This window comes from Bradyrhizobium sp. HKCCYLRH2060, from assembly GCF_051168135.1.
Lineage (GTDB): Bacteria > Pseudomonadota > Alphaproteobacteria > Rhizobiales > Xanthobacteraceae > Bradyrhizobium.
Genome location: NZ_JBNPUK010000003.1, coordinates 603,618 through 623,509 on the forward strand (window position 1 = coordinate 603,618; position 19,892 = coordinate 623,509).

At 66.2% G+C, this 19,892-nt stretch carries 21 protein-coding genes; 6 read left to right on the forward strand and 15 right to left on the reverse strand.

What is annotated here, in order from left to right; genetic code table 11:
• Positions 1-99: 99 nt before the first annotated feature.
• From ACQR10_RS10490 to ACQR10_RS10550, 13 genes are all read right to left on the reverse strand, one after another.
• Positions 100-750, reverse strand: coding sequence for a pyroglutamyl-peptidase I (locus ACQR10_RS10490; RefSeq protein WP_316218109.1), 651 nt, complete (start codon positions 748-750; stop codon positions 100-102).
• Entirely contained in the window at positions 747-1,730 is a 984-nt protein-coding gene (gene meaB / locus ACQR10_RS10495; protein ID WP_316182547.1) for a methylmalonyl Co-A mutase-associated GTPase MeaB, read from the reverse strand. Before meaB ends, ACQR10_RS10490 begins: the two co-directional genes overlap by 4 nt.
• Before the next feature lies 1 nt (position 1,731).
• Complete coding sequence (locus tag ACQR10_RS10500; RefSeq protein WP_316182548.1) at positions 1,732-2,073, reverse strand: HepT-like ribonuclease domain-containing protein; 342 nt, start codon at positions 2,071-2,073, stop codon at positions 1,732-1,734.
• Between the two features lies 1 nt (position 2,074).
• Positions 2,075-2,389 carry a nucleotidyltransferase family protein gene (locus tag ACQR10_RS10505; RefSeq protein ID WP_315804232.1) on the reverse strand — a complete coding sequence of 105 codons (315 nt, stop codon included), beginning with the start codon at positions 2,387-2,389 and terminating at the stop codon, positions 2,075-2,077.
• A gap of 50 nt (positions 2,390-2,439) precedes the next feature.
• On the reverse strand, positions 2,440-3,216 hold the full coding sequence (locus ACQR10_RS10510; protein ID WP_316182550.1) for an RsiV family protein: 777 nt from the start codon (positions 3,214-3,216) through the stop codon (positions 2,440-2,442).
• A gap of 125 nt (positions 3,217-3,341) precedes the next feature.
• The gene (gene scpA, locus ACQR10_RS10515; RefSeq protein ID WP_316182552.1) at positions 3,342-5,498 is read right to left on the reverse strand and encodes a methylmalonyl-CoA mutase; all 2,157 of its coding nucleotides are present in this window, start codon (positions 5,496-5,498) and stop codon (positions 3,342-3,344) included.
• Between the two features lie 19 nt (positions 5,499-5,517).
• Entirely contained in the window at positions 5,518-5,982 is a 465-nt protein-coding gene (locus ACQR10_RS10520) for a GFA family protein (RefSeq protein ID WP_316218108.1), read from the reverse strand.
• Positions 5,979-7,847, reverse strand: coding sequence for a methylmalonyl-CoA mutase subunit beta (locus ACQR10_RS10525; protein ID WP_316218107.1), 1,869 nt, complete (start codon positions 7,845-7,847; stop codon positions 5,979-5,981). The genes ACQR10_RS10520 and ACQR10_RS10525 overlap by 4 nt, the downstream gene beginning before the upstream one ends.
• Positions 7,848-7,949: 102 nt before the next feature.
• On the reverse strand, positions 7,950-8,441 hold the full coding sequence (gene folK / locus ACQR10_RS10530; protein ID WP_316218106.1) for a 2-amino-4-hydroxy-6-hydroxymethyldihydropteridine diphosphokinase: 492 nt from the start codon (positions 8,439-8,441) through the stop codon (positions 7,950-7,952).
• 5 nt (positions 8,442-8,446) lie between these two features.
• A complete protein-coding gene (folB, locus tag ACQR10_RS10535) occupies positions 8,447-8,815 on the reverse strand; it encodes a dihydroneopterin aldolase (protein ID WP_315804226.1) in 369 nt (122 codons plus the stop codon).
• Positions 8,812-9,669 (reverse strand): dihydropteroate synthase, encoded by an 858-nt coding sequence (gene folP / locus ACQR10_RS10540; RefSeq protein ID WP_434911943.1) that lies wholly within the window; start codon positions 9,667-9,669, stop codon positions 8,812-8,814. The genes folB and folP overlap by 4 nt, the downstream gene beginning before the upstream one ends.
• A gap of 74 nt (positions 9,670-9,743) precedes the next feature.
• On the reverse strand, positions 9,744-10,151 hold the full coding sequence (locus tag ACQR10_RS10545; protein ID WP_316182561.1) for a DUF4332 domain-containing protein: 408 nt from the start codon (positions 10,149-10,151) through the stop codon (positions 9,744-9,746).
• 67 nt (positions 10,152-10,218) lie between these two features.
• A complete protein-coding gene (locus ACQR10_RS10550) occupies positions 10,219-10,425 on the reverse strand; it encodes a hypothetical protein (protein ID WP_316182563.1) in 207 nt (68 codons plus the stop codon).
• 334 nt (positions 10,426-10,759) lie between these two features.
• Here ACQR10_RS10550 and ACQR10_RS10555 point away from each other — a divergent pair, with 334 nt between their 5' ends.
• Positions 10,760-12,367 carry a helicase HerA-like domain-containing protein gene (locus tag ACQR10_RS10555; protein WP_434911944.1) on the forward strand — a complete coding sequence of 536 codons (1,608 nt, stop codon included), beginning with the start codon at positions 10,760-10,762 and terminating at the stop codon, positions 12,365-12,367.
• Between the two features lie 159 nt (positions 12,368-12,526).
• Entirely contained in the window at positions 12,527-13,930 is a 1,404-nt protein-coding gene (locus ACQR10_RS10560) for a M20/M25/M40 family metallo-hydrolase (protein WP_434911945.1), read from the forward strand.
• Between the two features lie 51 nt (positions 13,931-13,981).
• Here the strand turns inward: ACQR10_RS10560 and ACQR10_RS10565 are convergent, their stop codons facing one another.
• Positions 13,982-15,193 carry a diguanylate cyclase domain-containing protein gene (locus tag ACQR10_RS10565; RefSeq protein ID WP_434911946.1) on the reverse strand — a complete coding sequence of 404 codons (1,212 nt, stop codon included), beginning with the start codon at positions 15,191-15,193 and terminating at the stop codon, positions 13,982-13,984.
• A 145-nt stretch (positions 15,194-15,338) separates the two neighbouring features.
• Complete coding sequence (locus ACQR10_RS10570; protein ID WP_434837905.1) at positions 15,339-16,433, reverse strand: trypsin-like peptidase domain-containing protein; 1,095 nt, start codon at positions 16,431-16,433, stop codon at positions 15,339-15,341.
• Positions 16,434-16,655: 222 nt separating this feature from the next.
• Here ACQR10_RS10570 and groES point away from each other — a divergent pair, with 222 nt between their 5' ends.
• The 4 genes from groES (at position 16,656) to ACQR10_RS10590 (ending at position 19,844) form a co-directional block, all read left to right on the forward strand.
• Positions 16,656-16,970 (forward strand): co-chaperone GroES, encoded by a 315-nt coding sequence (gene groES, locus ACQR10_RS10575; RefSeq protein WP_316182572.1) that lies wholly within the window; start codon positions 16,656-16,658, stop codon positions 16,968-16,970.
• Positions 16,971-17,010: 40 nt separating this feature from the next.
• Positions 17,011-18,633 carry a chaperonin GroEL gene (groL, locus tag ACQR10_RS10580; protein WP_434911947.1) on the forward strand — a complete coding sequence of 541 codons (1,623 nt, stop codon included), beginning with the start codon at positions 17,011-17,013 and terminating at the stop codon, positions 18,631-18,633.
• Between the two features lie 265 nt (positions 18,634-18,898).
• The gene (locus ACQR10_RS10585; protein WP_315716108.1) at positions 18,899-19,129 is read left to right on the forward strand and encodes a hypothetical protein; all 231 of its coding nucleotides are present in this window, start codon (positions 18,899-18,901) and stop codon (positions 19,127-19,129) included.
• Between the two features lie 265 nt (positions 19,130-19,394).
• A complete protein-coding gene (locus ACQR10_RS10590) occupies positions 19,395-19,844 on the forward strand; it encodes an Hsp20 family protein (protein ID WP_315804216.1) in 450 nt (149 codons plus the stop codon).
• Positions 19,845-19,892: the final 48 nt, after the last annotated feature.

Consider the following 19,892-nt stretch of genomic DNA (forward strand, 5'->3'; position numbering starts at 1 on the left):
CGTTGGTCAGTTCTCGCTTGCCGAGATAACGCAAAAGCGCTCACGGCCGGCTTGGTCGGACGGTCGCAGCGGCTGTTTGTTGCGGGTAGGGTTAAATCTTTACGCTCGGCCTCGATGCCGCGCCAGCTTCACCAGCTCCATCAGCATGGCTTCGCCGGCATCGACCAGCGCGTCCAGCGTGATGCGGGGGCTGCCTTGTGGCAGTACCGTGCCGGAGCGCGGCAGCGGCGGGATGTGGATGAAGGCGGCGAGCCGCGGGCCGTCGGCGGCCCTGGTCGCCTCGATCGCGCGCCAGCTCAGATAGTTGCAAAGATAGCTGCCGGCATCGCGCGAAGCCCGCGCATCGATGCCGGTAGCGCGTGCCGCGCGCAGCAGTCGCGCCATGTGCGGGCCGAAGGAGATCGGATGCGCGCCCGGGACGATCAGGCCCTTGCGCGCGACGTGGCGGTCGGCATCGGGAAAGGTGGTGGTGACCGCGTTGCGGGCACGGGTCTCGATCCGCAGATAGGATGTTCGTCCCGCGAGGCCGAACATCAACAGCGCATGCGGGCGCCGCTCGGCGATCAATGCGGGCAGCTCGCGATCGACGGTATCGTAGGTCACGTGAAAGATGTGGCTGGAGATGTCGACATCAGCCAGCGCCGGGCGCCGCAGCGCCGCGAGCCGTTTCACCAGCGGCATGGTCGGGTTGGACGGCGCGCCGGGAAACGGGCCGAATCCGGTGATCAGGAGGCGCAGCCGCTCGGTCAATTCAGCATCTCCGCAAGCTGCTCGGCGGCCAGCGCCGGCGCGACGCGGCCCTCGGCAACGTCGGTCTCCAGCTTCTTCACTTTCGTACGAATGGAGGGGTCGGTGCGCAGCCGGGCCATCAGGCGCTGCTCCAGCATGGTCCACATCCATTTCACCTGCTGGTCGCGGCGGCGCGCGGCGAACTCGCCGGACGCGACCATCGCCTTGCGATGACCGATCACCTTCTGCCACAGCTCGGCGATGCCCGTGCCTGATATCGCGGAGTAGGTGACGACCGGCGGATGCCAGTGCTCGGAGCGCGGGCTGAGCAGATGCAGCGCGCCGCGATAGTCGGCGGCGGTGATGTTGGCGCGCTTGATGTTGTCGCCATCGGCCTTGTTGATCGCGATCATGTCGGCGAGTTCGACCAGGCCCTTCTTGATGCCCTGCAGCTCGTCGCCGCCGCCGGGCAGCATCAGCGCAAGGAAAAAGTCGGTCATGTCGCAGACCGCGGTCTCGGACTGGCCGATGCCGACGGTCTCGACCAGGATCACGTCGAAGCCCGCAGCCTCGCACAGCAGCATCGCCTCGCGCGTCTTGGCGGCGACGCCGCCGAGCGTGCCCGACGAGGGCGAGGGGCGGATGAAGGCGTGCTCGTGATGGGACAATCGCGCCATCCGCGTCTTGTCGCCGAGGATCGAACCGCCGGTGCGCGCCGAGGACGGGTCGACCGCGAGCACCGCGACCTTGTGGCCCTGTCCGATCAGGTACATGCCGAGCGCATCGATCGTGGTCGACTTGCCGACGCCGGGCGAGCCGGTGATGCCGACGCGGATCGCGTGCCCCGTCTGCGGCAGCAGCGCCTGCACCAGCTCGCGCGCGGCGGCCTGGTGGTCGGCACGGCGGCTCTCGACCAGCGTGATCGCGCGCGCCAGCGCGGCGCGGCTGCCGGCGCGGATGGCATCGGCCAATGAGGTGGTGTCGGTGCCCCGCGAGATCATTCTACTTCAAGTCGGTGAGCTTGCCGCTGACGAACGTTGTCAAAGCCGGCAGTTCACTGGCTATGACATCCCAGACGACGGCGACGTCGGTGGTATGATAGGCATGCCGCAGCAGGTTTCCGAAGTCGATCATTTTCCGCCAGTGGATGGTCGGACTCTCGCTCTTGATGCTGTCTGGAATGCTGCGGGAGGCCTCGCAAATGATCTCGAGCAGGCGCTCGGTTGCCAGGCGCAACAGGCGGTCAGAGCTGAAGGCCGCGAGATCGGTGCCGGCGACAAGCTGTTCGATTTCCGCAATGGCTTCGGCAATGTCCCGTAGCCGGTCTTCGACGGTCGGAGGCACCTCAAAACACCTCGATCAGGTCATCAGCAATTCGATCGGCGATCCGCCGCTTCAACAGCGCCCGTTGCGTGATCTGGACGCGCAGTCCGATGTCGTCCTCGATGAGGTGCTGCGCCTTGAAGTGATCGAACGCGGGAGGGAGTCCGGGGGGCGTGGTTTCCACGAGAACGTCGAGGTCGCTGTCAGGACGGGAGTCGCCGCGCGCACGCGAACCGAACAGCGACAGTCGCGTGATGCCGGCCTTTCGCAGGGCCGGCGCAAGGGCCTGCAGCCGGCCGATGATCGTCATGAGGCGAATGTCAGCGACGTCGTTCATGAGAACAGTCTAGCATATCCAGCCATCGGCTGCACGGCCGCCGGTCGGCTTCACTGGTCTTCCGCATCCCCCTTCGGCCTGGCGCCGCCGAAGATCGCCTGGCCCTCCGGTGACAGATACGGCTTCAGCGTCTCCCACGGCACGAAGGCGACGTACTGGCCTTCGGCGTAGGGGCCGACCGCATAAGGCGGGTAGTGGAAGGTCAGGCCGGAGCTCTTTCCGGCCTCCGTGGAGGGAGCGAGCGTCACGGCGCCGATCTTCAGCAGCTTCGGCTCCAGCCCCTTGAACCATTCGGCGGTCGCCGTCTCCGTGGCGTCGCGCTTCTTTTTCTCGGCCTTCAGCGACGTGATCACCGCATTCAGCATCGCCTTCATCGTGGGGCCGTTGTCGGCGGTGTCGGTGAAGAACGGGCGGATGCTGATCGGCTTGGCCGCGGCCTTGTCCCAGAGGATGGTGTTGACGTCGCTGTTGGGATGCGCGGCGCGCGTGTCCATGTAGTCGTCCCGGAGGATGCTGACGTAGCGGTCGGCGACGACCGAGCGAATGGAATATCTGCGCTCGAACGACCACTTGCCGTCGCGGAATGTTTCCGGATCCTCCTTGCGCTCCTTGGCGGCGTCAGCGGCGTTCTTGTCGATCCACTTCTTGCCGTCGGCGAGGCAGTAGGCGGCGAGCGGCGCGTCCGCCCTGATCCGGGCATCGAGCGTCACGTTGGCCTCGACCGCCTTGGTGTTGATGCTGGCGTCCGGCTTGGGATCGGCGGCGAGGACCGGGGCGGCCAGGAACAGGCCAAGCAGCGCAGCGGCGCAAAGTGTCGAACGGGTCATGGCTATCAATATCCAGCGGATGAAGATGCGTATCGCCAGGGAATGCTGAGGTTCATCTGCAAAAACGTAGCGGCGCACGATCTGACGATCGTACGCCGGAGAGCTGCGCTCGCGGATTCGAAAAACTATTCCGCTGCCTGGCTGTGGCCGAGCCGCGCGTTGAGCTTGTGGATCAGTTCCTCCGCGGCGTCGGCGATCACGGTGCCCGGCGGGAAGATCGCTTCCGCGCCGGACTTGTACAGCGCGTCGTAATCCTGCGGCGGCACCACGCCGCCGACGATGATCATGATGTCCTCGCGGCCCTGCTTCTTGAGCGCGGCCTTGAGCTCCGGCACCGCGGTGAGATGCGCGGCGGCGAGCGACGACACGCCGAGAATGTGGACGTCGTTCTCGACGGCCTGCCGCGCCGCCTCGTCGGCGGTGGCGAACAGCGGCCCGATGTCGACGTCGAAGCCGATGTCGGCGAAAGCGGACGCGATCACCTTCTGGCCGCGGTCGTGGCCGTCCTGGCCGATCTTGGCGACGAGGATGCGCGGCCGGCGGCCTTCCGCCTCCTCGAACGCCTCGATCAGCGCCTGCAGCTTCTCGGCTTTGCCGGACATGGCGGCGATCTCCCGCTTGTAGACGCCGGTGATGGACTTGATCTCGGCGCGGTGGCGGCCGAACACCTTTTCCAGCGCGTCGGATATCTCGCCGACGGTCGCCTTGGCGCGCGCGGCGTCGATCGCGAGCGCCAGCAGGTTGCCGTTGCCGTCGCCGGCCGAGCGCGTCAGCGCCGCCAGCGCCGCGTCGACCTCGGCCTGCTTGCGCTCGGACTTCAGCCGCGACAGCTTGTCGATCTGCAGCCGGCGCACGGTGGAATTGTCGACCTTGAGAACGTCGAGCGGCGGCTCGTCGGTCGGCTTGTACTTGTTGACGCCGATGACGGACTGGCGGCCGGTGTCGATCCGCGCCTGGGTCTTGGCCGAGGCCTCCTCGATGCGCAGCTTCGGCACGCCGGCCTCGATCGCCTTGGCCATGCCGCCGAGCTCCTCGATCTCCTGGATGTGGCCCCAGGCCTTCGCGGCGAGATCGCGGGTGAGACGCTCGACGTAGTACGAGCCGCCCCAGGGATCGATGATCCGGGTGGTGCCGCTCTCCTGCTGCAGGAACAATTGCGTGTTGCGGGCGATGCGCGCGGAGAAGTCGGTGGGCAGCGCCAGCGCCTCGTCGAGCGCGTTGGTGTGCAGCGACTGGGTGTGGCCCTGCGTGGCGGCCATCGCTTCGACCGCGGTGCGCACCACGTTGTTGTAGACGTCCTGCGCGGTCAGCGACCAGCCCGAGGTCTGGCTGTGCGTGCGCAGCGACAGCGAGCGCGCGTCCTTCGGATTGAACGGCTTCAGGAGCTTGGCCCACAAAAGCCGCGCGGCGCGGAGCTTGGCGACCTCCATGAAGAAGTTCATGCCGATCGCCCAGAAAAACGACAGCCGCGGCGCGAAGCGGTCGACGTCGAGGCCGGCGGCGATGCCGGCGCGCAGATATTCGACGCCGTCGGCGAGCGTGTAGGCGAGCTCGAGGTCCTGCGTCGCGCCGGCCTCCTGCATGTGATAGCCGGAGATCGAGATCGAGTTGAACTTCGGCATCCGCTGCGAGGTGAAGGCGAAGATGTCGGAGATGATCCGCATCGAGGGCGAGGGCGGATAGATGTAGGTGTTGCGCACCATGAACTCTTTCAGAATGTCGTTCTGAATGGTGCCCGACAGCTTCTCCGGCGGCACGCCTTGTTCTTCGGCGGCGACGACGAACAGCGCGAGGATCGGCAGCACCGCGCCGTTCATGGTCATCGACACGCTCATCTGGTCGAGCGGAATGCCGGCGAACAAGGTGCGCATGTCGTAGATCGAGTCGATCGCGACGCCGGCCATGCCGACGTCGCCGCCGACGCGCGGATGATCGGAATCATAGCCGCGATGGGTGGCGAGATCGAACGCGACCGACAGGCCCTTCTGGCCGGCGGCGAGGTTGCGCCGGTAGAAGGCGTTGGAATCCTCCGCCGTGGAGAAGCCGGCATATTGCCGGACGGTCCAGGGTTGGTTGACATACATCGTGGGGTAGGGGCCGCGCAGATAGGGCGCGATGCCGGGCCAGGTGTCGAGGAAGTCGATGCCGGCGAGATCGGCCTCGCCATAGGCCGGTTTCACCGGGATGCCTTCCGGCGTCAGCCACGGCTCGGCGGCGCCCGCGGGCGCGGGGGAGGCGATGGGTTCGAACGCGATGGCGCTGAAATCAGGAATGCGGCTCATGGCCTCGTGTCCTCATCGCTTAATCATGATCCGGATGCTGATGGCTGACGATACCAGCCATCTTCTCCGGTCCGTAGTTCTGCTGCGTCGTCTGGCTCGGCAGGTTGGCGATCGCGACCACCCAGCCGAGCCGGGATTCCGAGCCATATTGCCGCGTCGGCACCACCCGGTCGGGCCGGTCAAAGGTCCCGGTCATGATCTCGATGCGCGGCCCGTCGATGCGGCGAAAGCTCAGGGGCGTGCCGCACTGGCTGCAGAAGTCGCGCATCGCGATCGAGGAGGAATGGAACGCGGCCGGCTGACCGCGGGTCCAGGCGAAGCTCTCATTGTTGATTTCGGCGAACGACGCGAACGGCGCGCCCGAAGCCTTCTGGCACATCCGACAATGGCAGATGCTGACCTTGCTCGGCGCCGACATCAGCGCGTAGCGGATCGCGCCGCATTGGCAGCCGCCGGTGAGGACGGGTTTGCTTTCGTCGGTCATGCTGACTCCAGATGCGCGTAGGCGTCCGCGAGCGTCTTCAATGCGTCGCCGCCGGCAAAGACGAAGCTGCCGATGCCGGCCTCGCGCAGCGCAGCTTCCTGTTCGCCGCCGCGGCCTGCCAGATAGATATGTCGCGCGCCGGCGGCCTGAAGGGCCTTGGCAGCGGGAACCGCGGCGTCGGCATAGACCTTGTCGGACGAGCAAAGGCAGGCGATCGCGGCGCCGGAGGCGCGGTAGGCATCTGCGAGCGCGGCCGGATCGGCGCCGCCCTGGCCGTCGATCGCGGCGATACCGCCGGCCTCGAAGAAGCTGCGGGCGAAGGTGGCGCGCGCGGTGAAGTCGGCGGCGGTGCCGAGATTGGCGAGGAACACCGAGGGGCGCTGTCCCTGGCGCTCCAACAGCGCGTCCGAGCGATCCCGCAGCTTCTCGAAACCGTCCGCGAGACGGATCGGCGCGAGCGCGGCGAAGGTGAGCGAAGTCTTGTCGATCGGTTGCGGCGCCACCGGTGCGAGCGCTTCGACCGCGACCGCGGCCTCGTTGAGATTTGGAAACTCGCTGGCGCCGGTCAGCACGTCGCGGCGCCTCGCGATGTTGGCATCCCGCACCGTCTTGACCGCGGCGACCTTGGACTGGATCAGCCCGGTCTGCAGAGCCGCGCCCACGCCGCCGGCCTTCTCGATCTCCTGGAACAGGGCCCAGGCGGCGCTGCACAGCTCGCTGGTCAGCGCCTCGACGCCGCCAGCGCCGGCGGCCGGATCGGCCACACGGGCGAGGTTGCTTTCCTCCAGCAGCACCAGTTGCGTGTTGCGGGCGACGCGGCGCGCGAACGGGTCGGGCAGGCCGAGCGCGGTCGTATGCGGCAGCACCGTCACGGCGTTGGCGCCGCCGAGCCCGGCCGCGAACACGGCGATGGTGGCGCGCAGCATGTTCACGTAAGGATCGCGCCGGGTGAGCATGCGCCACGCCGTCTCGCCCGAGATGAAGAGCGGCTTCGGTGTCAGTCCGCACGCCTCCTCGACGCGTGCCCACAGCCGGCGCAGGCTGCGGAATTTCGCCAGCGTGAGGAACTGATCGGTGTCGGCGGCGAGCCGGCCATAGATCATGCCGCGCGCGGTCTCGAGCGCGATGCCTTCGGCTTCGAGCGCCCGCAGATAGGCGACACCAGAGGCGAGCACGAAGGCGAGCTCCTGCGCCTCCGATCCGCCGGCGTCGTGCACGACGCGGCCGTCGGCGGCGAAGAACGGGCCTTTGAAGCCGGCCTCGTGCAGCTGCCTGACCAGCGCGCCCGAATTGCCGCCGAGCGTCGATGCGTCATGCGTGCTTGCGCCGCGAACAGCGGCGTCCCCGATCGGATCGAGGCCGAACCGGATGTCGCAGGCCGCGGCCGTGATGCCGCGCTGCTTGACGATATCGGCGACAAGCGAGGCGGGCGAGAGCGAGTCACCGAGCTGCAATTCGATTGCAATCGCAGCATCGAGATGCACGCCGTCGAGCGCGCGCGCCACCGCGTCGGCGTTGGCGGCGAGGCCAAAGCCATGCGCGGCATTCGAGCCGGCAAACACCAGCGACAAACCGGTCGCGCCGTTCTCGAGGTCGATCAGCGCCTGCGCATTGGCCTTGGCCGGATCGGGATGATCGATGCGCTGCATGATCTGCCATGGCGCCGATGGTGCGCGGCCCGCGACCGGCGCGGCATGCTTGGCGCGCAGATAGATCGGCTGGATTTCGAGCCCGTCATAGGTCTTGCCGACCAGCTTCTCGAAGGCCGCACCCTTCAGCACGCCATCGACCAGCTTGCGCCAGTCCGCCTCGCCGGCCGGAGCGAAATCGGCAGCCAGTCGCAGATCGTCGGTCTCGGTCGTCATGTCGGCACGCGTCTCCCGGGGCGTCTGTTATCGCGATTGTTGTGGCGCAAAATGCCACGTCAGGGCGGCCAAGCCAAACGGTTGTTTGGCCGGAGATGTCAGCTATTCGGCTGACGGCAGCGGCCGGATTCCGTCGCGCGAAACGGCGAGCACGGCCTCGTCGACGCGGCGCCCGGCAATCCGTCGCGCCGGCACGATCTCGGACAACGGCACCAGCACGAAGCCGCGTTCGAACAGCCGGGGGTGCGGCAGCGTCAGATCGGGCGTGTCGACCGCGATGTCGTCATAGGCGATCAGATCGAGGTCGAGCGTCCGCGGACCCCAACGCGTCTCTTGCGCGCGATCGCGGCCGAACATGCGTTCGACCGCGTGCAGAGCGCTGAGCAGCCGCCGTGGGGGCATCGCGGTTGCGATCTCGATGCAGGCATTGATGAAGGGCGGCTGCTGCTCCTCGCCCCAAGGCGGCGTGGTGTAGTCGGACGACCGCGCAACGAGCGCAGCCGAGGCACGCGCGCAGATCTCCGGAATGGCGCGCCGGAACGTCGCCCTGACGTCGCCGACATTGCCGCCGAGAGCAACCAGCGCGCTTGCCATCGCCGTCACGGATGTCGCGAGCGCGTCAGCACGACGCCGACATCCTCGAAGATGGCGGCGATCGGCGCATGCGGCTTGTGCACCGTGACCTTGACGGCGCGAATGCGGGCGAAGGTCGACAGGATCGCATCGGCGACCGCGCCGGCCGCGCGTTCGAGCAGGCGGTAGTTGGTGTCCTTGAACGCCGCCGTCGCCGTCTCCACCACGTCGGAATAAGACACGGTGTCGGCGAGGCGGTCGCTGCGCGAGGAGTCCGACAGATCGGTGTAGAGTTCGAGGTCGATGACGAAGCGCTGGCCGACCTCGCTCTCATGCTCCATCACGCCATGACGCGCGTGGATGAGAACGCCCTTGATGAAGATCGTATCGGTCATCGCAGTGCCTCGATTGCCGCGGCCACGCGCACGGCCTGAACCGTCTCGGCGACGTCATGCGCCCGGATGATTGCAGCACCGCGCCGAGCCGCAATCAGATGCGCCGCGATCGAGCCGCCGAGCCGCTCCTGCGGCTCCGACGCCACCACGGTGCTGATGAAACGTTTTCGCGATGCGCCGACCAGCAGCGGCAGCCCGAAGCATGCGAATGCATCGAGCCGGGCCAGCGCCGTCATGCTCTGCTGCGGCGTCTTGCCGAAGCCGATACCGGGATCGAGCACGATGTTCCCAATGGAGATGCCGGCCTTGGCCGCGATGTCCAGCGAGCGCGTGAAGAAGCCCAGCATGTCTTCGATGATGTCGATCTCCGGATCGACGGCAGCACGGTTGTGCATCACCACGACCGGCGCGCCATGCGCGGCGACGACCGCTGCCATCGCGGGATCGCGCTGCAGGCCCCACACATCATTGGCGATTGCGGCACCATGGTCCAGCGCGTAACCTGCAACTTGAGATTTCATGCTGTCGATCGACACGGGCACGCCGAGTGCGACGATCGCTGGCAGGATCGGTCGCAGGCGCGCCAGTTCCTCCTCGGCCGTGACCGGCACCGCGCCCTTGTAGGGGCGGGTCGACTCGGCGCCGATGTCGATGATGTCGGCGCCGGCCGCGATCATGCGCTCGGCCTGCGCGATCGCCCGTTCCGGCGCATCGAAACGGCCGCCGTCCGAGAACGAATCCGGTGTGACGTTGAGAATGCCCATCACCGCCGGGAATGGACGCGAAAGCCACGTCCGCAGCAGCGGGTGGCTCGACGCGAGGTCCGGGGCGGAGTGCGGCGAAATGGCGCTCATGGGCGCCGCTTTGCGCGGTTGGCACCGTCAAGTCAAGGTGTCGCACTGCACAAGCGCGGTCAATCCAGAGCCGATCAATAGCTGATCTTCGGCTCCAGCCGCCGCGCCTTTTCGATGAGCTGGCCGACCGACTTCTCCGACGGCAGGATGCGAACCAGCTTCCGCCGGGTGTTCACTTCCTTGATGTTCTGCGCCAGCCGGGCCGGATTGCGGTGCGCCAGCTCGCGCACGGTGGTCACGCCGGCTGCGCGGACGAGGCAGACCTTGGCCTTGCCCATGCCGGGAATGCGCATGTAATCGGCGGCGTTTGCCCAATCGAGCAGTTGCTGCTCGCTGATGCCGGTCTTGGCGGCCAGCGCCTTGCGCCCTTTCACGGTCCGGGCGGCTTCGAGAAATGCGTCGGTGGTCCGGATGCCCAAAGCTTTCAGCTTGGCGGCATAGAAGGTCGTCATGCCTTCGAGTTCGGTGATCGGATATGTCATGATACTCGGCGCGCGCGAAGGTGCTTCAGATGATCTGGCCCAGGCGGTCGGGCTTGGGGCAACCGGCTCAGGCCGGGTGTGCCTGTCGCGATCGTGCCAACTGATCGGCTTCGATTTGGTCGCGGCCGAACGCAAAAAGTTCACCGGCTGACGGCTGCTGCGCCTGCCGACGCCGTCCATTGCCGCTGAGGAGGTCCAGCTCGATGCCGATGATTTCAGCCACGACTTTACTGATGCCGGCCGTTCTGGCCAGCGGCTCAATCAACTCGTTCATGTGAACCCCGTCTCATCCGGTCCCCCACGACCGGACGTCCTCTCGCTGAATTCATCTTGATCGGACGATCCGTGAATTACAAGCGAGGAGCCGGGTCGGTGCGCGAATCGATTCGCGATCGACGATGAACTGTTGCAGCGATGCAAGACCGGATGTTGAATCTACGTACCAAACGTGCGCATCGCGCAGCACAAATGCTAAGAAAAGTGCGTGCCGTGCGAAGAGGTGAGGCACCTGACGCCGGTTCCAATTCGCGAAACTCAACTATGTTATCGTACGCGATGCTCCGCACCACGTGTGATGCGAAACATTCTCTTTCGAAAGATGGATCATCATGGCACCATCCGGAAAACCCCTAGCTGATACCGACGACAAGATCTTCGTGGGTGCCGGCGAGCAGCCGGCCTGGTTGACGCTTGCGCTTGCCAATCGCCATGGACTGGTCACCGGCGCGACCGGCACCGGCAAGACGGTCTCGCTGCAGGTGATGGCCGAAGGTTTTGCCCGTGCCGGTGTTCCGGTCTTCGCCTCCGACATCAAGGGTGATCTCTCCGGCATCTCGCAAACCGGCGAAGCGAAGGACTTCATCCTCAAGCGCGCCGCCGAGCTCGGCCTCACCTATCAGCCCGATCAGTTCTCGACGGTATTTTGGGATGTGTTCGGCGAGCAGGGTCATCCGGTGCGCGCCACCGTGACCGAGATGGGACCGCTGCTGCTGGCGCGCATGCTCGATCTGAACGATGTCCAGGAAGGCGTGCTCAACGTCGCGTTCCGCGTGGCCGACGAGAACGGCCTCGCCCTGATCGACATGAAGGATCTGCGCGCGCTGCTCGACGCCATCATTCCGGACGCCAAGAAGGGCGCGGATGCGGACGCCGACCCGCTGGCGCCGATCCGGAAGGCGGCGCAGTCGTTCGGCAATGTCACGCGCGCGACCGTCGGTACGATCCAGCGGCAGTTGCTCGTGCTCGAGAACCAGGGCGGCACGAAGTTCTTCGGCGAACCGGCGCTGACGCTCACCGACTTCATGAAGACCGACCGCGACGGCCGCGGCATGATCAACATCCTTGTCGCCGACAGGCTGCTGGAGAGCCCGCGACTCTACGCGACGTTCCTGCTCTGGATGCTGTCCGAGCTGTTCGAGGAACTGCCGGAGGTCGGCGACGTCGCCAAGCCGAAGCTGGTCTTCTTTTTCGACGAGGCGCATCTGTTGTTCAATGATGCGCCGAAGGCGCTGATGGACAAGATCGAGCAGGTGGTGCGGCTGATCCGGTCGAAGGGTGTCGGCGTCTACTTCGTCACGCAGAACCCGCTCGATGTTCCGGACCGGGTGCTCGGGCAATTGGGCAATCGCGTGCAGCACGCGCTGCGCGCCTTCACGCCGCGCGACCAGAAGGCGGTGGCCGCCGCCGCCGACACTTTCCGTCCCAACCCCAAGCTCGATACCGCGAAGGTGATCACGGAACTCGGCAAGGGCGAGGCGCTGGTGTCGTTCCTGGAGGGCAACGGCACACCGGCGATGGTGGAGCGCGTCCTGATCCGGCCGCCCTCGGCGCGGATCGGACCCGTGACGCCGGACGAACGCAAGGCGGTCATCGCCGCGAGCCCGGTCAAGGGCAAATACGACACCGCGATTGACGCCGAGTCCGCCTACGAGCTGCTGCAGAAGCGGATCGCGGGAAACGCCGTGACGACGGCAGCCTCCTCCGGCGGCGTGCTCGGCAAGATCGGCGACATCGCCGCGACGATCTTCGGCACCAACGTCAAGCGCGGCCAGCTCTCGACCACGCAGGTGATCGCGCGCAACGTCGCCCGCTCGGTCTCCGACAAGGTGGTGGGCGGGATCGCGGCCGATCTCGGCAAGCAGGTCGGTGGCTCCTTGGGCAGTTCGATCGGCCGATCCCTCGTGCGGGGCGCGCTCGGTGGACTGCTGCGGCGTTGAGATGATGTCGTGTTTCCGGTCGGCGTGATGGCCTTGTCATGTCATCGGCCGACTTGGGACGCAGGCGGCATTCACTTCGCCTTTGCATGAGGCTGGCCCGGACCGCGCAACGGAGCTACAAGCGGGCCAATAGCCGTACATGCGAAGGATCCGGTGGCCATGGCCAATGCGCAGCTTCAATCCGTTCTCGATCACATCGATGCCGACTTCGACAACAGCCTGGAACGGCTGTTTGCGCTGATCCGCATCAAGTCGATCTCGGCCGATCCGGCCTTTGCTGACGATTGCAGGGTGGCGGCCGACCACCTCGCCAAGGATCTCGCGACGCTCGGCTTTGCGACCGAGGTGCGGCCGACCGCCGGCCATCCGGCCGTGGTCGGCAAGAGCAACGGCCATGGCGCCGCCAAGCCGCATGTCCTGTTCTATGGTCATTACGACGTGCAGCCGGTCGATCCGCTCGAATTGTGGCACCGGCCGCCGTTCGAGCCTGTGGTCGCCGATCACGCCGACGGCCGCAAGATCATCGTCGCGCGCGGCGCCGAGGACGACAAGGGCCAACTGATGACCTTCGTCGAGGCCTGTCGCGCCTGGAAGAAGGTGACGGGGGCGCTGCCGCTCGACATCACCATGCTGATCGAAGGCGAGGAGGAGGTCGGCTCCAAGAACTTCGTGCCGTTCCTCGAGGCCAACAAGGACGAGTTCAAGGCCGATTTCGCGCTGGTCTGCGACACCGGCATGTGGGACCCGAACACGCCGGCGATCACCACCTCATTGCGCGGCCTGCTCTATGAGGAGATCAAGATCAAGGCCGCCAATCGCGACCTGCATTCCGGCGTGTTCGGCGGCGGCGCGCGCAATCCGATCCGCGTGCTGACGGAGATCCTCGGCGGCCTGTTCGACGCCGACGGCCGCATCACCATTCCCGGCTTCTATGATGGCGTGAAGGACGTTCCGCCTGAGGTGCTGGAGCAGTGGAAGAAGCTGAACCTGACGCCCGAGAGCTTCCTCAAGCCGATCGGCCTGTCGATTCCCGCCGGCGAAAAGGACCGTCTGCTGATCGAGCAGATCTCGTCGCGGCCGACCTGCGACATCAACGGCATCTGGGGCGGCTATATCGGCGAGGGCTCCAAGACCGTGATCCCGTCGCTGGCGCATGCGAAGGTCTCTTTCCGCCTCGTCGAGGGCCAGGACCCGCTGAAGATCCGCAAGGCGTTCCGCGACTACGTCTCGGCGCGCATTCCCGGCGACTGCTCGGTCGAATTCGGCGATCATTCGGCGGGCGCTGCGATCGCGCTCGACTGGACCATGAAGCCGCTCGCGGCTGCCAAGCAGGCGCTGACCGAGGAGTGGGGCAAGGAGACCATCCTGATGGGATCGGGCGCCTCGATCCCGATCGTCACCGATTTCAAGAGGACGCTCGGTCTCGATTCACTGCTGGTCGGCTTCGGCCTCGACGACGACAACATCCATTCACCGAATGAGAAGTACGACCTGAAGAGCTACCACAAGGGCATCCGCTCCTGGGCCCGCATCCTCGCTGCGCTCGCGGAGATGCCGCAGTAGGTAGGCGCTCATCCGGGCTGCGATGCGCTGGTCGTTTGCACCAGGCGCAACTCACGCAGCGCTGGCGACCGAGCTCGCGGTCGGGTCGCTGCCGGCGATCTTGCGCAGCGCTGCGAGATTGGCCTCGGCTGAGGCCAGCCGCCAGCATGATTTGCCGCTCGACTTCGCTTCATACAATGCGGCGTCCGCCGCGAACAGCAGGGCTTCCGGATCGGTGCCGTGCTCGGGCGCGACGGCAATGCCGATGCTGATGCCGATGTGGACATGCGCGCCGCCCGGCATGGCCATCGGCGCGGTCATCACCTCGATGATGCGCTCGCCGAGCGCCAGCGCGTGGTCGATCGCCGGATCACCGGCGAGCACGACGAATTCGTCGCCGCCGATCCGGGCGATGACGTCGTCGGGAGCGGCGGTCTGCCGCAGCGTCCGGCCGACGATCTTCAGCAGCTCATCGCCTGCGGCATGACCGAAGGTGTCGTTGACCGGCTTGAAGCCATCGAGGTCGAGATACAGGACGGCAAAGCTGCGATCGCCGCCGGCGTTGAGCCTGCTCTGCAGCGCATCGATCAGGCCGGCGCGATTGGACAGACCCGTGAGCGGATCGAGCCGCGCCCGCTCGTCGCTCTCGCGTTTGGCCTGCATCACCGCCACCAGCATCCTGTTGAGCCGGAACGCCGCGCCGGTCATGGCGAGGAAGTAGACCGGCATCTGCAGATACATCGCGAACAACAGCGGCTCATGCGACGTCGCGACGCCGGGGATGACGGGGCCGATGCTGAACAGGATCATCGTGCCGACGAGGCGCGGCGCGCTGAAATTGCGAAAGCAGATGCCGCCGACCATGGCGGCCGAGGAGATGCAGGTCAGCGACGCGGCCACCCAGTCGCCGGACGCCAGGCTGATGCCGACGCCGAAGCCGACGCTGGCGCTCCAGGCCACCGACAGCAGGATGTGGATGTCGGTCGGCGTCGCCAGCCGCTCGCGGGCGCGGCGGTAGGCGATCATCATCACGACCAGCCGCGACAGGCAGACCGCGACCTCGAGCACGAACCAGGTGATGAACAGCGGGCTCGGCGTGCGCAGCGCAAGCGCAGCAGCAACGGCGACGGTGTTGATGGCGCCGCCGGCGAACACCGACCAGCAGCCGTAGAGCTCGCCGGTCAATGCGCCGCGGATATCTGATGACACCGGATATCCCGGGTCGGCCAGCCAGCGCGTCACGCGCCAGCGTGGCAAACTGAACGACAAACCATCACCCCGCATTTCAATACCTCCGCGGGGTTGCACTAACCGCGAGGGCACTTAACACGCGTTTATGGAGGTATCGGCGTCTCGCTGCATGCTTGATGCACGGTAAAAATTTACTCCACGTGGTATGCGCAGCTCACAGCGAACTGAAGTTGAATTCTCAGCCCGAGGTTCGCGCACGCGCGCGTTCTTCGGCGACCGGCGCGACCTCCACTGTCGCATTGCCGAGCGCGCGGTCGCGCTCGAACACGAGACGGACGCGCTGTCCGACCGGCGTGAGGCCGATCAGGTTGCGCACCTGCGTGGCGCTGCGCACCGGCATGTCGTTCGCCTTCACGATGATGTCGCCCTTGCGCAGCCCCGCGCGTTCGGCCGGCGAGCCCACGGTGACGTCGGCGACGCGCGCGCCTTGAATGCGGCCATCGGCCGGCGCGTCGAGGTCGAGCAGGGTCACGCCGATGCGGCCGCGATCGACGCGGCCGTTCGCGACGAGCTGCTCCATCACCCGTCGCGCCATGTTGATCGGCACCGCGAAGCCGATGCCGACATTGCCTCCGCCGGGCGAGATGATCGCGGTGTTGATACCGACCAGCTCGCCGCGCAGATTGATCAGCGCGCCGCCGGAATTGCCGGGATTGATCGCCGCGTCGGTCTGGATGAAATCCTCGTAGCCCTGCTTGCCCAGGCCCGTGCGTCCGAGCGCGCTGACGAGGCCCGAGGTGACCGTCTGGCCGAGGCCGAACGGGTTGCCGACCGCGATCACGAAGTCGCCGACCTCGAGCGCGTCGCTGTCGCCGAGTGCGATGGCCCTGAGCTCGATCGGGTCCCTGATCTGCAGCAGCGCGATGTCGGTGGCGGGATCGCGCCCGACCAGGCGGGCGGCGAATTTGCGGCCGTCCTTGGTGCGGATCTGCGCTGTCGTGACGTGTTCGACGACGTGGTTGGCCGTCATCACGTAGCCGCGCTGCGCATCGACGATGACGCCGGAGCCGGTCGCGCTGATCTGCTTCTCGACCTGCTTCGGCACGTCGAAGAACTCGCGGAACAGCGGGTCCTGGTAGAGCGGGTTGTCCTGGCGGACCTTGCCCTCGACCGAGATGTTGACGACGGCCGGCGTCACCTCCTTGACCAGCGGCGCGAGCGTCGGCACCCGGCCGAGCTTGAGATCGGGAATTTGGGCCAAGGCAGGCCCGGTCATCAGGCAAAGCAGGATGGCAGGCGCCAGGACGGCCCGGAGAGAAGGCGGAAGCTGCATCGTGATCCCCAACAAGCGCGATCAGGATTTTTTGGCGACGACAGAGCTGGGAAGGCGGCCGGCCCGGTTCAAGAGCCGGGCTGGCAATCGTTCCCCGAGAGTGCCAAAAAATTTGCGTGACCCTCTTGAACGAAAAGTTCGGCTTTCCTAGGTCGTTGCTCGCCCGGGGGCCTGATGGGACCCGAGGCTTATGACATCGCTGATCTGTAAAGGAGGATGTGCATGCATTTCCGTCCATTGCACGACCGCGTGCTCGTGCGCCGCATCGATGCCGAGGAGAAGACCAAGGGCGGCATCATCATTCCCGACACCGCGAAGGAGAAGCCGCAGGAGGGCGAGATCGTTGCCGCGGGTCCGGGGGCGCGGAACGAGCAGGGGCAGCAGGTCGCCCTCGGCGTCAAGCCGGGAGACCGCGTGTTGTTCGCGAAGTGGTCGGGCACCGAGGTCAAGATCGACGGCAAGGATCTCCTGATCATGAAGGAGAGCGACCTGCTCGGCATCATCGACGCGCCCGCCGCGGCGAAGAAGGCCGCCTGATCCCCAACTGACAGTCATCGAAGGAAAGGAGACGACGAACATGGCTGCCAAGGACGTGAAGTTTTCCACCGACGCGCGCGACCGCATGCTGCGCGGCGTCGACATCCTCGCCAATGCCGTGAAGGTCACGCTCGGTCCCAAGGGCCGCAATGTCGTGATCGAGAAATCGTTCGGCGCGCCGCGCATCACCAAGGACGGCGTGACGGTCGCCAAGGAGATCGAGCTGGAGGACAAGTTCGAGAACATGGGCGCGCAGATGGTGCGCGAAGTGGCCTCGAAGACCGCCGATCTCGCCGGCGACGGCACCACCACCGCCACCGTGCTCGCCCAGGCCATCGTCAAGGAAGGCGCAAAGTCGGTCGCCGCCGGCATGAACCCGATGGATCTGAAGCGCGGCATTGATCTCGCCGTCGACGCGATCGTCAAGGATCTCAAGTCGCACGCCAAGAAGATCACCAGCAACGACGAGATCGCCCAGGTCGGCACCATCTCGGCCAATGGCGACAATGAGATCGGGCGTTTCCTCGCCGAGGCCATGCAGAAGGTCGGCAACGAGGGCGTGATCACGGTCGAGGAGGCCAAGAGCCTCGATACCGAGCTGGAAGTGGTCGAGGGCATGCAGTTCGACCGCGGCTATGTCTCGCCGTACTTCGTCACCAACTCCGAGAAGATGCGGGTCGAGCTCGAGGATCCCTACATCCTGATCCACGAGAAGAAGCTGTCGGGCTTGCAGACCATGCTGCCGCTGCTCGAGGCCGTGGTGCAGTCGGGCAAGCCGCTGCTGATCGTGGCTGAAGACGTCGAGGGCGAGGCGCTGGCGACCCTGGTCGTCAACAAGCTGCGTGGCGGCCTGAAGATCGCGGCCGTCAAGGCGCCGGGCTTCGGCGATCGCCGCAAGGCGATGCTGGAGGACATCGCGATCCTCACCGGCGGCACGACCATCTCCGAGGATCTCGGCATCAAGCTGGAGAACGTGACCCTGTCGATGCTCGGCCGCGCCAAGAAGGTCGTGATCGACAAGGAGAACACCACCATCGTCGACGGCGCCGGCAAGAAGGCCGACATCGAGGCCCGCGCGCAGCAGATCAAGCTGCAGATCGAGGAGACCACCTCCGACTACGACCGCGAGAAGCTGCAGGAGCGGCTGGCCAAGCTCGCCGGCGGCGTCGCGGTGATCCGGGTCGGCGGCGCCACCGAGGTCGAGGTCAAGGAGCGCAAGGACCGCGTCGACGATGCGCTGCACGCCACCCGCGCCGCGGTGGAGGAGGGCATCCTGCCCGGCGGCGGCGTGGCGCTGCTGCGCGCCACCAAGGTGCTCGACGGCGTCAAGACCGCCAATGCCGACCAGAAGGCCGGCGTCGACATCGTCCGCCGCGCCATCCAGGTGCCGGTGCGGCAGATCGTGCAGAACGCCGGGGAGGACGGCTCGCTGGTGGTCGGCAAGCTCCTGGAGAAGGATGCCTATGGTTGGGGCTTCAACGCCGCGACCGGCGAGTACCAGGATCTGGTGCAGGCCGGCGTGATCGACCCGGCCAAGGTGGTCCGTACCGCGTTGCAGGACGCGGCCTCGGTCGCCTCGCTGCTGATCACCACCGAGGCGCTGGTGGCGGACAAGCCGAAGAAGGGCGACGCCACCGCGGCCGCGCCGTCGATGGACTTCTGATCCGATGCAGCCGGGGGCGGCTGGCCGCAGCCACCCCCGGCTCCCCGAAAGAAATATCGACAAACAACTGATCGCTGCCCCGTGAGGTCGTGGATCGGCCACAACGCGCAGCTATCAATCAGGCCAACGACCGCAATCCGTCCACAACCGGCCACAATTGCATTCGGTGAGCCGGCTGAGAACGGACCGACGGTCGACGGGAGGTGTGGTTGAGCGCTGTCGCGCCGCCCGGTCTCATCAGCAGCGCGAGCTCGCAGGCCCGATCATGCCAGCCTGGCAATACGATCATCCGCCGCCCAACCCGACCTCCGTCATGAGCATGGGCGATCCGCGTCGCTTGACACGGTTTCTGATCGAGAGCGAACAGCGCGTGGTGGCACACTGCCAGGCCGTGCTGTCGCGCGGTGACATCGATCAGCGCGAGCGCGACCGGCTGGTCAGCGTGCTCCGGGAGGCGACGATGCGGCTGCAGCGGCTGTCTGCCGTGGCCGCCTGACGGGTGTTGCGCCGCGAAAAGGCTACGACAAAAAATTCGATCTTCCCCTCTTGAAATGGATATCGGTTGTTCTAATTCGTCTGCTGCCGCTTCGGCGGCGCCGGGTGCCATCAGGGCCCGGTCGAAATCTGGGCGCTGACCGGTTGTCTGGTACTCAGTAGTCTCTTGTACCAAGTCTCTTGGTACTTAGACATCTCCGGGACTTTGAAGTCCGCATCGGCTCGGCGCTCCTTCGTATCCATCTTGCTCTCAGGAGGACTTGGCTATGAGGACCTACGACTTCTCTCCGCTGTGGCGTTCGACCATCGGTTTCGACCGTCTGTTCGATCTGCTCGACGAGACCCAGCGCGCGGTCGAGGACAACTATCCCCCGTACAACATCGAGCGGCTCGGCGACGACCGCTACCAGATTTCGCTGGCGCTGGCGGGGTTCGCGCCGGACGAGCTGTCGATCACCGCCGAGCACAACGTGCTCACGGTGGAAGGACGCAAGGGCGACAAGGAAACCCGCGAATATCTCTATCAAGGCATCTCGTCGCGGCCGTTCAAGCGGCAGTTCAATCTCGCCGACTACGTGCAGGTGACCAACGCGGCGTTCGACAACGGCCTGCTGCGGATCGAGCTCGTGCGCGAGATCCCCGAGGCGATGAAGCCGCGCCGCATCGCCATCGGTACAGTGCCGGTCGAAAAGATCGCGCAGCAGAAGGCGGCCTGACGCCTTGTTCGAGTTGCGGCGCGGGCGGCGTGTCGCCCGCGCCCTTGC

What these genes read in the sequence shown, in the direction of transcription:
- meaB (WP_316182547.1), bottom strand. Translation starts at nt 1,730, where the DNA reads ATGATCTCGCGGGGCACCGACACCACCTCATTGGCCGATGCCATCCGC.
- ACQR10_RS10505 (WP_315804232.1), bottom strand. Translation starts at nt 2,389, where the DNA reads ATGAACGACGTCGCTGACATTCGCCTCATGACGATCATCGGCCGGCTG.
- ACQR10_RS10510 (WP_316182550.1), bottom strand. Translation starts at nt 3,216, where the DNA reads ATGACCCGTTCGACACTTTGCGCCGCTGCGCTGCTTGGCCTGTTCCTG.
- scpA (WP_316182552.1), bottom strand. Translation starts at nt 5,498, where the DNA reads ATGAGCCGCATTCCTGATTTCAGCGCCATCGCGTTCGAACCCATCGCC.
- ACQR10_RS10520 (WP_316218108.1), bottom strand. Translation starts at nt 5,982, where the DNA reads ATGACCGACGAAAGCAAACCCGTCCTCACCGGCGGCTGCCAATGCGGC.
- ACQR10_RS10525 (WP_316218107.1), bottom strand. Translation starts at nt 7,847, where the DNA reads ATGACGACCGAGACCGACGATCTGCGACTGGCTGCCGATTTCGCTCCG.
- folK (WP_316218106.1), bottom strand. Translation starts at nt 8,441, where the DNA reads ATGGCAAGCGCGCTGGTTGCTCTCGGCGGCAATGTCGGCGACGTCAGG.
- folB (WP_315804226.1), bottom strand. Translation starts at nt 8,815, where the DNA reads ATGACCGATACGATCTTCATCAAGGGCGTTCTCATCCACGCGCGTCAT.
- folP (WP_434911943.1), bottom strand. Translation starts at nt 9,669, where the DNA reads ATGAGCGCCATTTCGCCGCACTCCGCCCCGGACCTCGCGTCGAGCCAC.
- ACQR10_RS10545 (WP_316182561.1), bottom strand. Translation starts at nt 10,151, where the DNA reads ATGACATATCCGATCACCGAACTCGAAGGCATGACGACCTTCTATGCC.
- ACQR10_RS10550 (WP_316182563.1), bottom strand. Translation starts at nt 10,425, where the DNA reads ATGAACGAGTTGATTGAGCCGCTGGCCAGAACGGCCGGCATCAGTAAA.
- ACQR10_RS10555 (WP_434911944.1), top strand. Translation starts at nt 10,760, where the DNA reads ATGGCACCATCCGGAAAACCCCTAGCTGATACCGACGACAAGATCTTC.
- ACQR10_RS10560 (WP_434911945.1), top strand. Translation starts at nt 12,527, where the DNA reads ATGGCCAATGCGCAGCTTCAATCCGTTCTCGATCACATCGATGCCGAC.
- ACQR10_RS10565 (WP_434911946.1), bottom strand. Translation starts at nt 15,193, where the DNA reads ATGCGGGGTGATGGTTTGTCGTTCAGTTTGCCACGCTGGCGCGTGACG.
- ACQR10_RS10570 (WP_434837905.1), bottom strand. Translation starts at nt 16,433, where the DNA reads ATGCAGCTTCCGCCTTCTCTCCGGGCCGTCCTGGCGCCTGCCATCCTG.
- groES (WP_316182572.1), top strand. Translation starts at nt 16,656, where the DNA reads ATGCATTTCCGTCCATTGCACGACCGCGTGCTCGTGCGCCGCATCGAT.
- groL (WP_434911947.1), top strand. Translation starts at nt 17,011, where the DNA reads ATGGCTGCCAAGGACGTGAAGTTTTCCACCGACGCGCGCGACCGCATG.
- ACQR10_RS10585 (WP_315716108.1), top strand. Translation starts at nt 18,899, where the DNA reads ATGCCAGCCTGGCAATACGATCATCCGCCGCCCAACCCGACCTCCGTC.
- ACQR10_RS10590 (WP_315804216.1), top strand. Translation starts at nt 19,395, where the DNA reads ATGAGGACCTACGACTTCTCTCCGCTGTGGCGTTCGACCATCGGTTTC.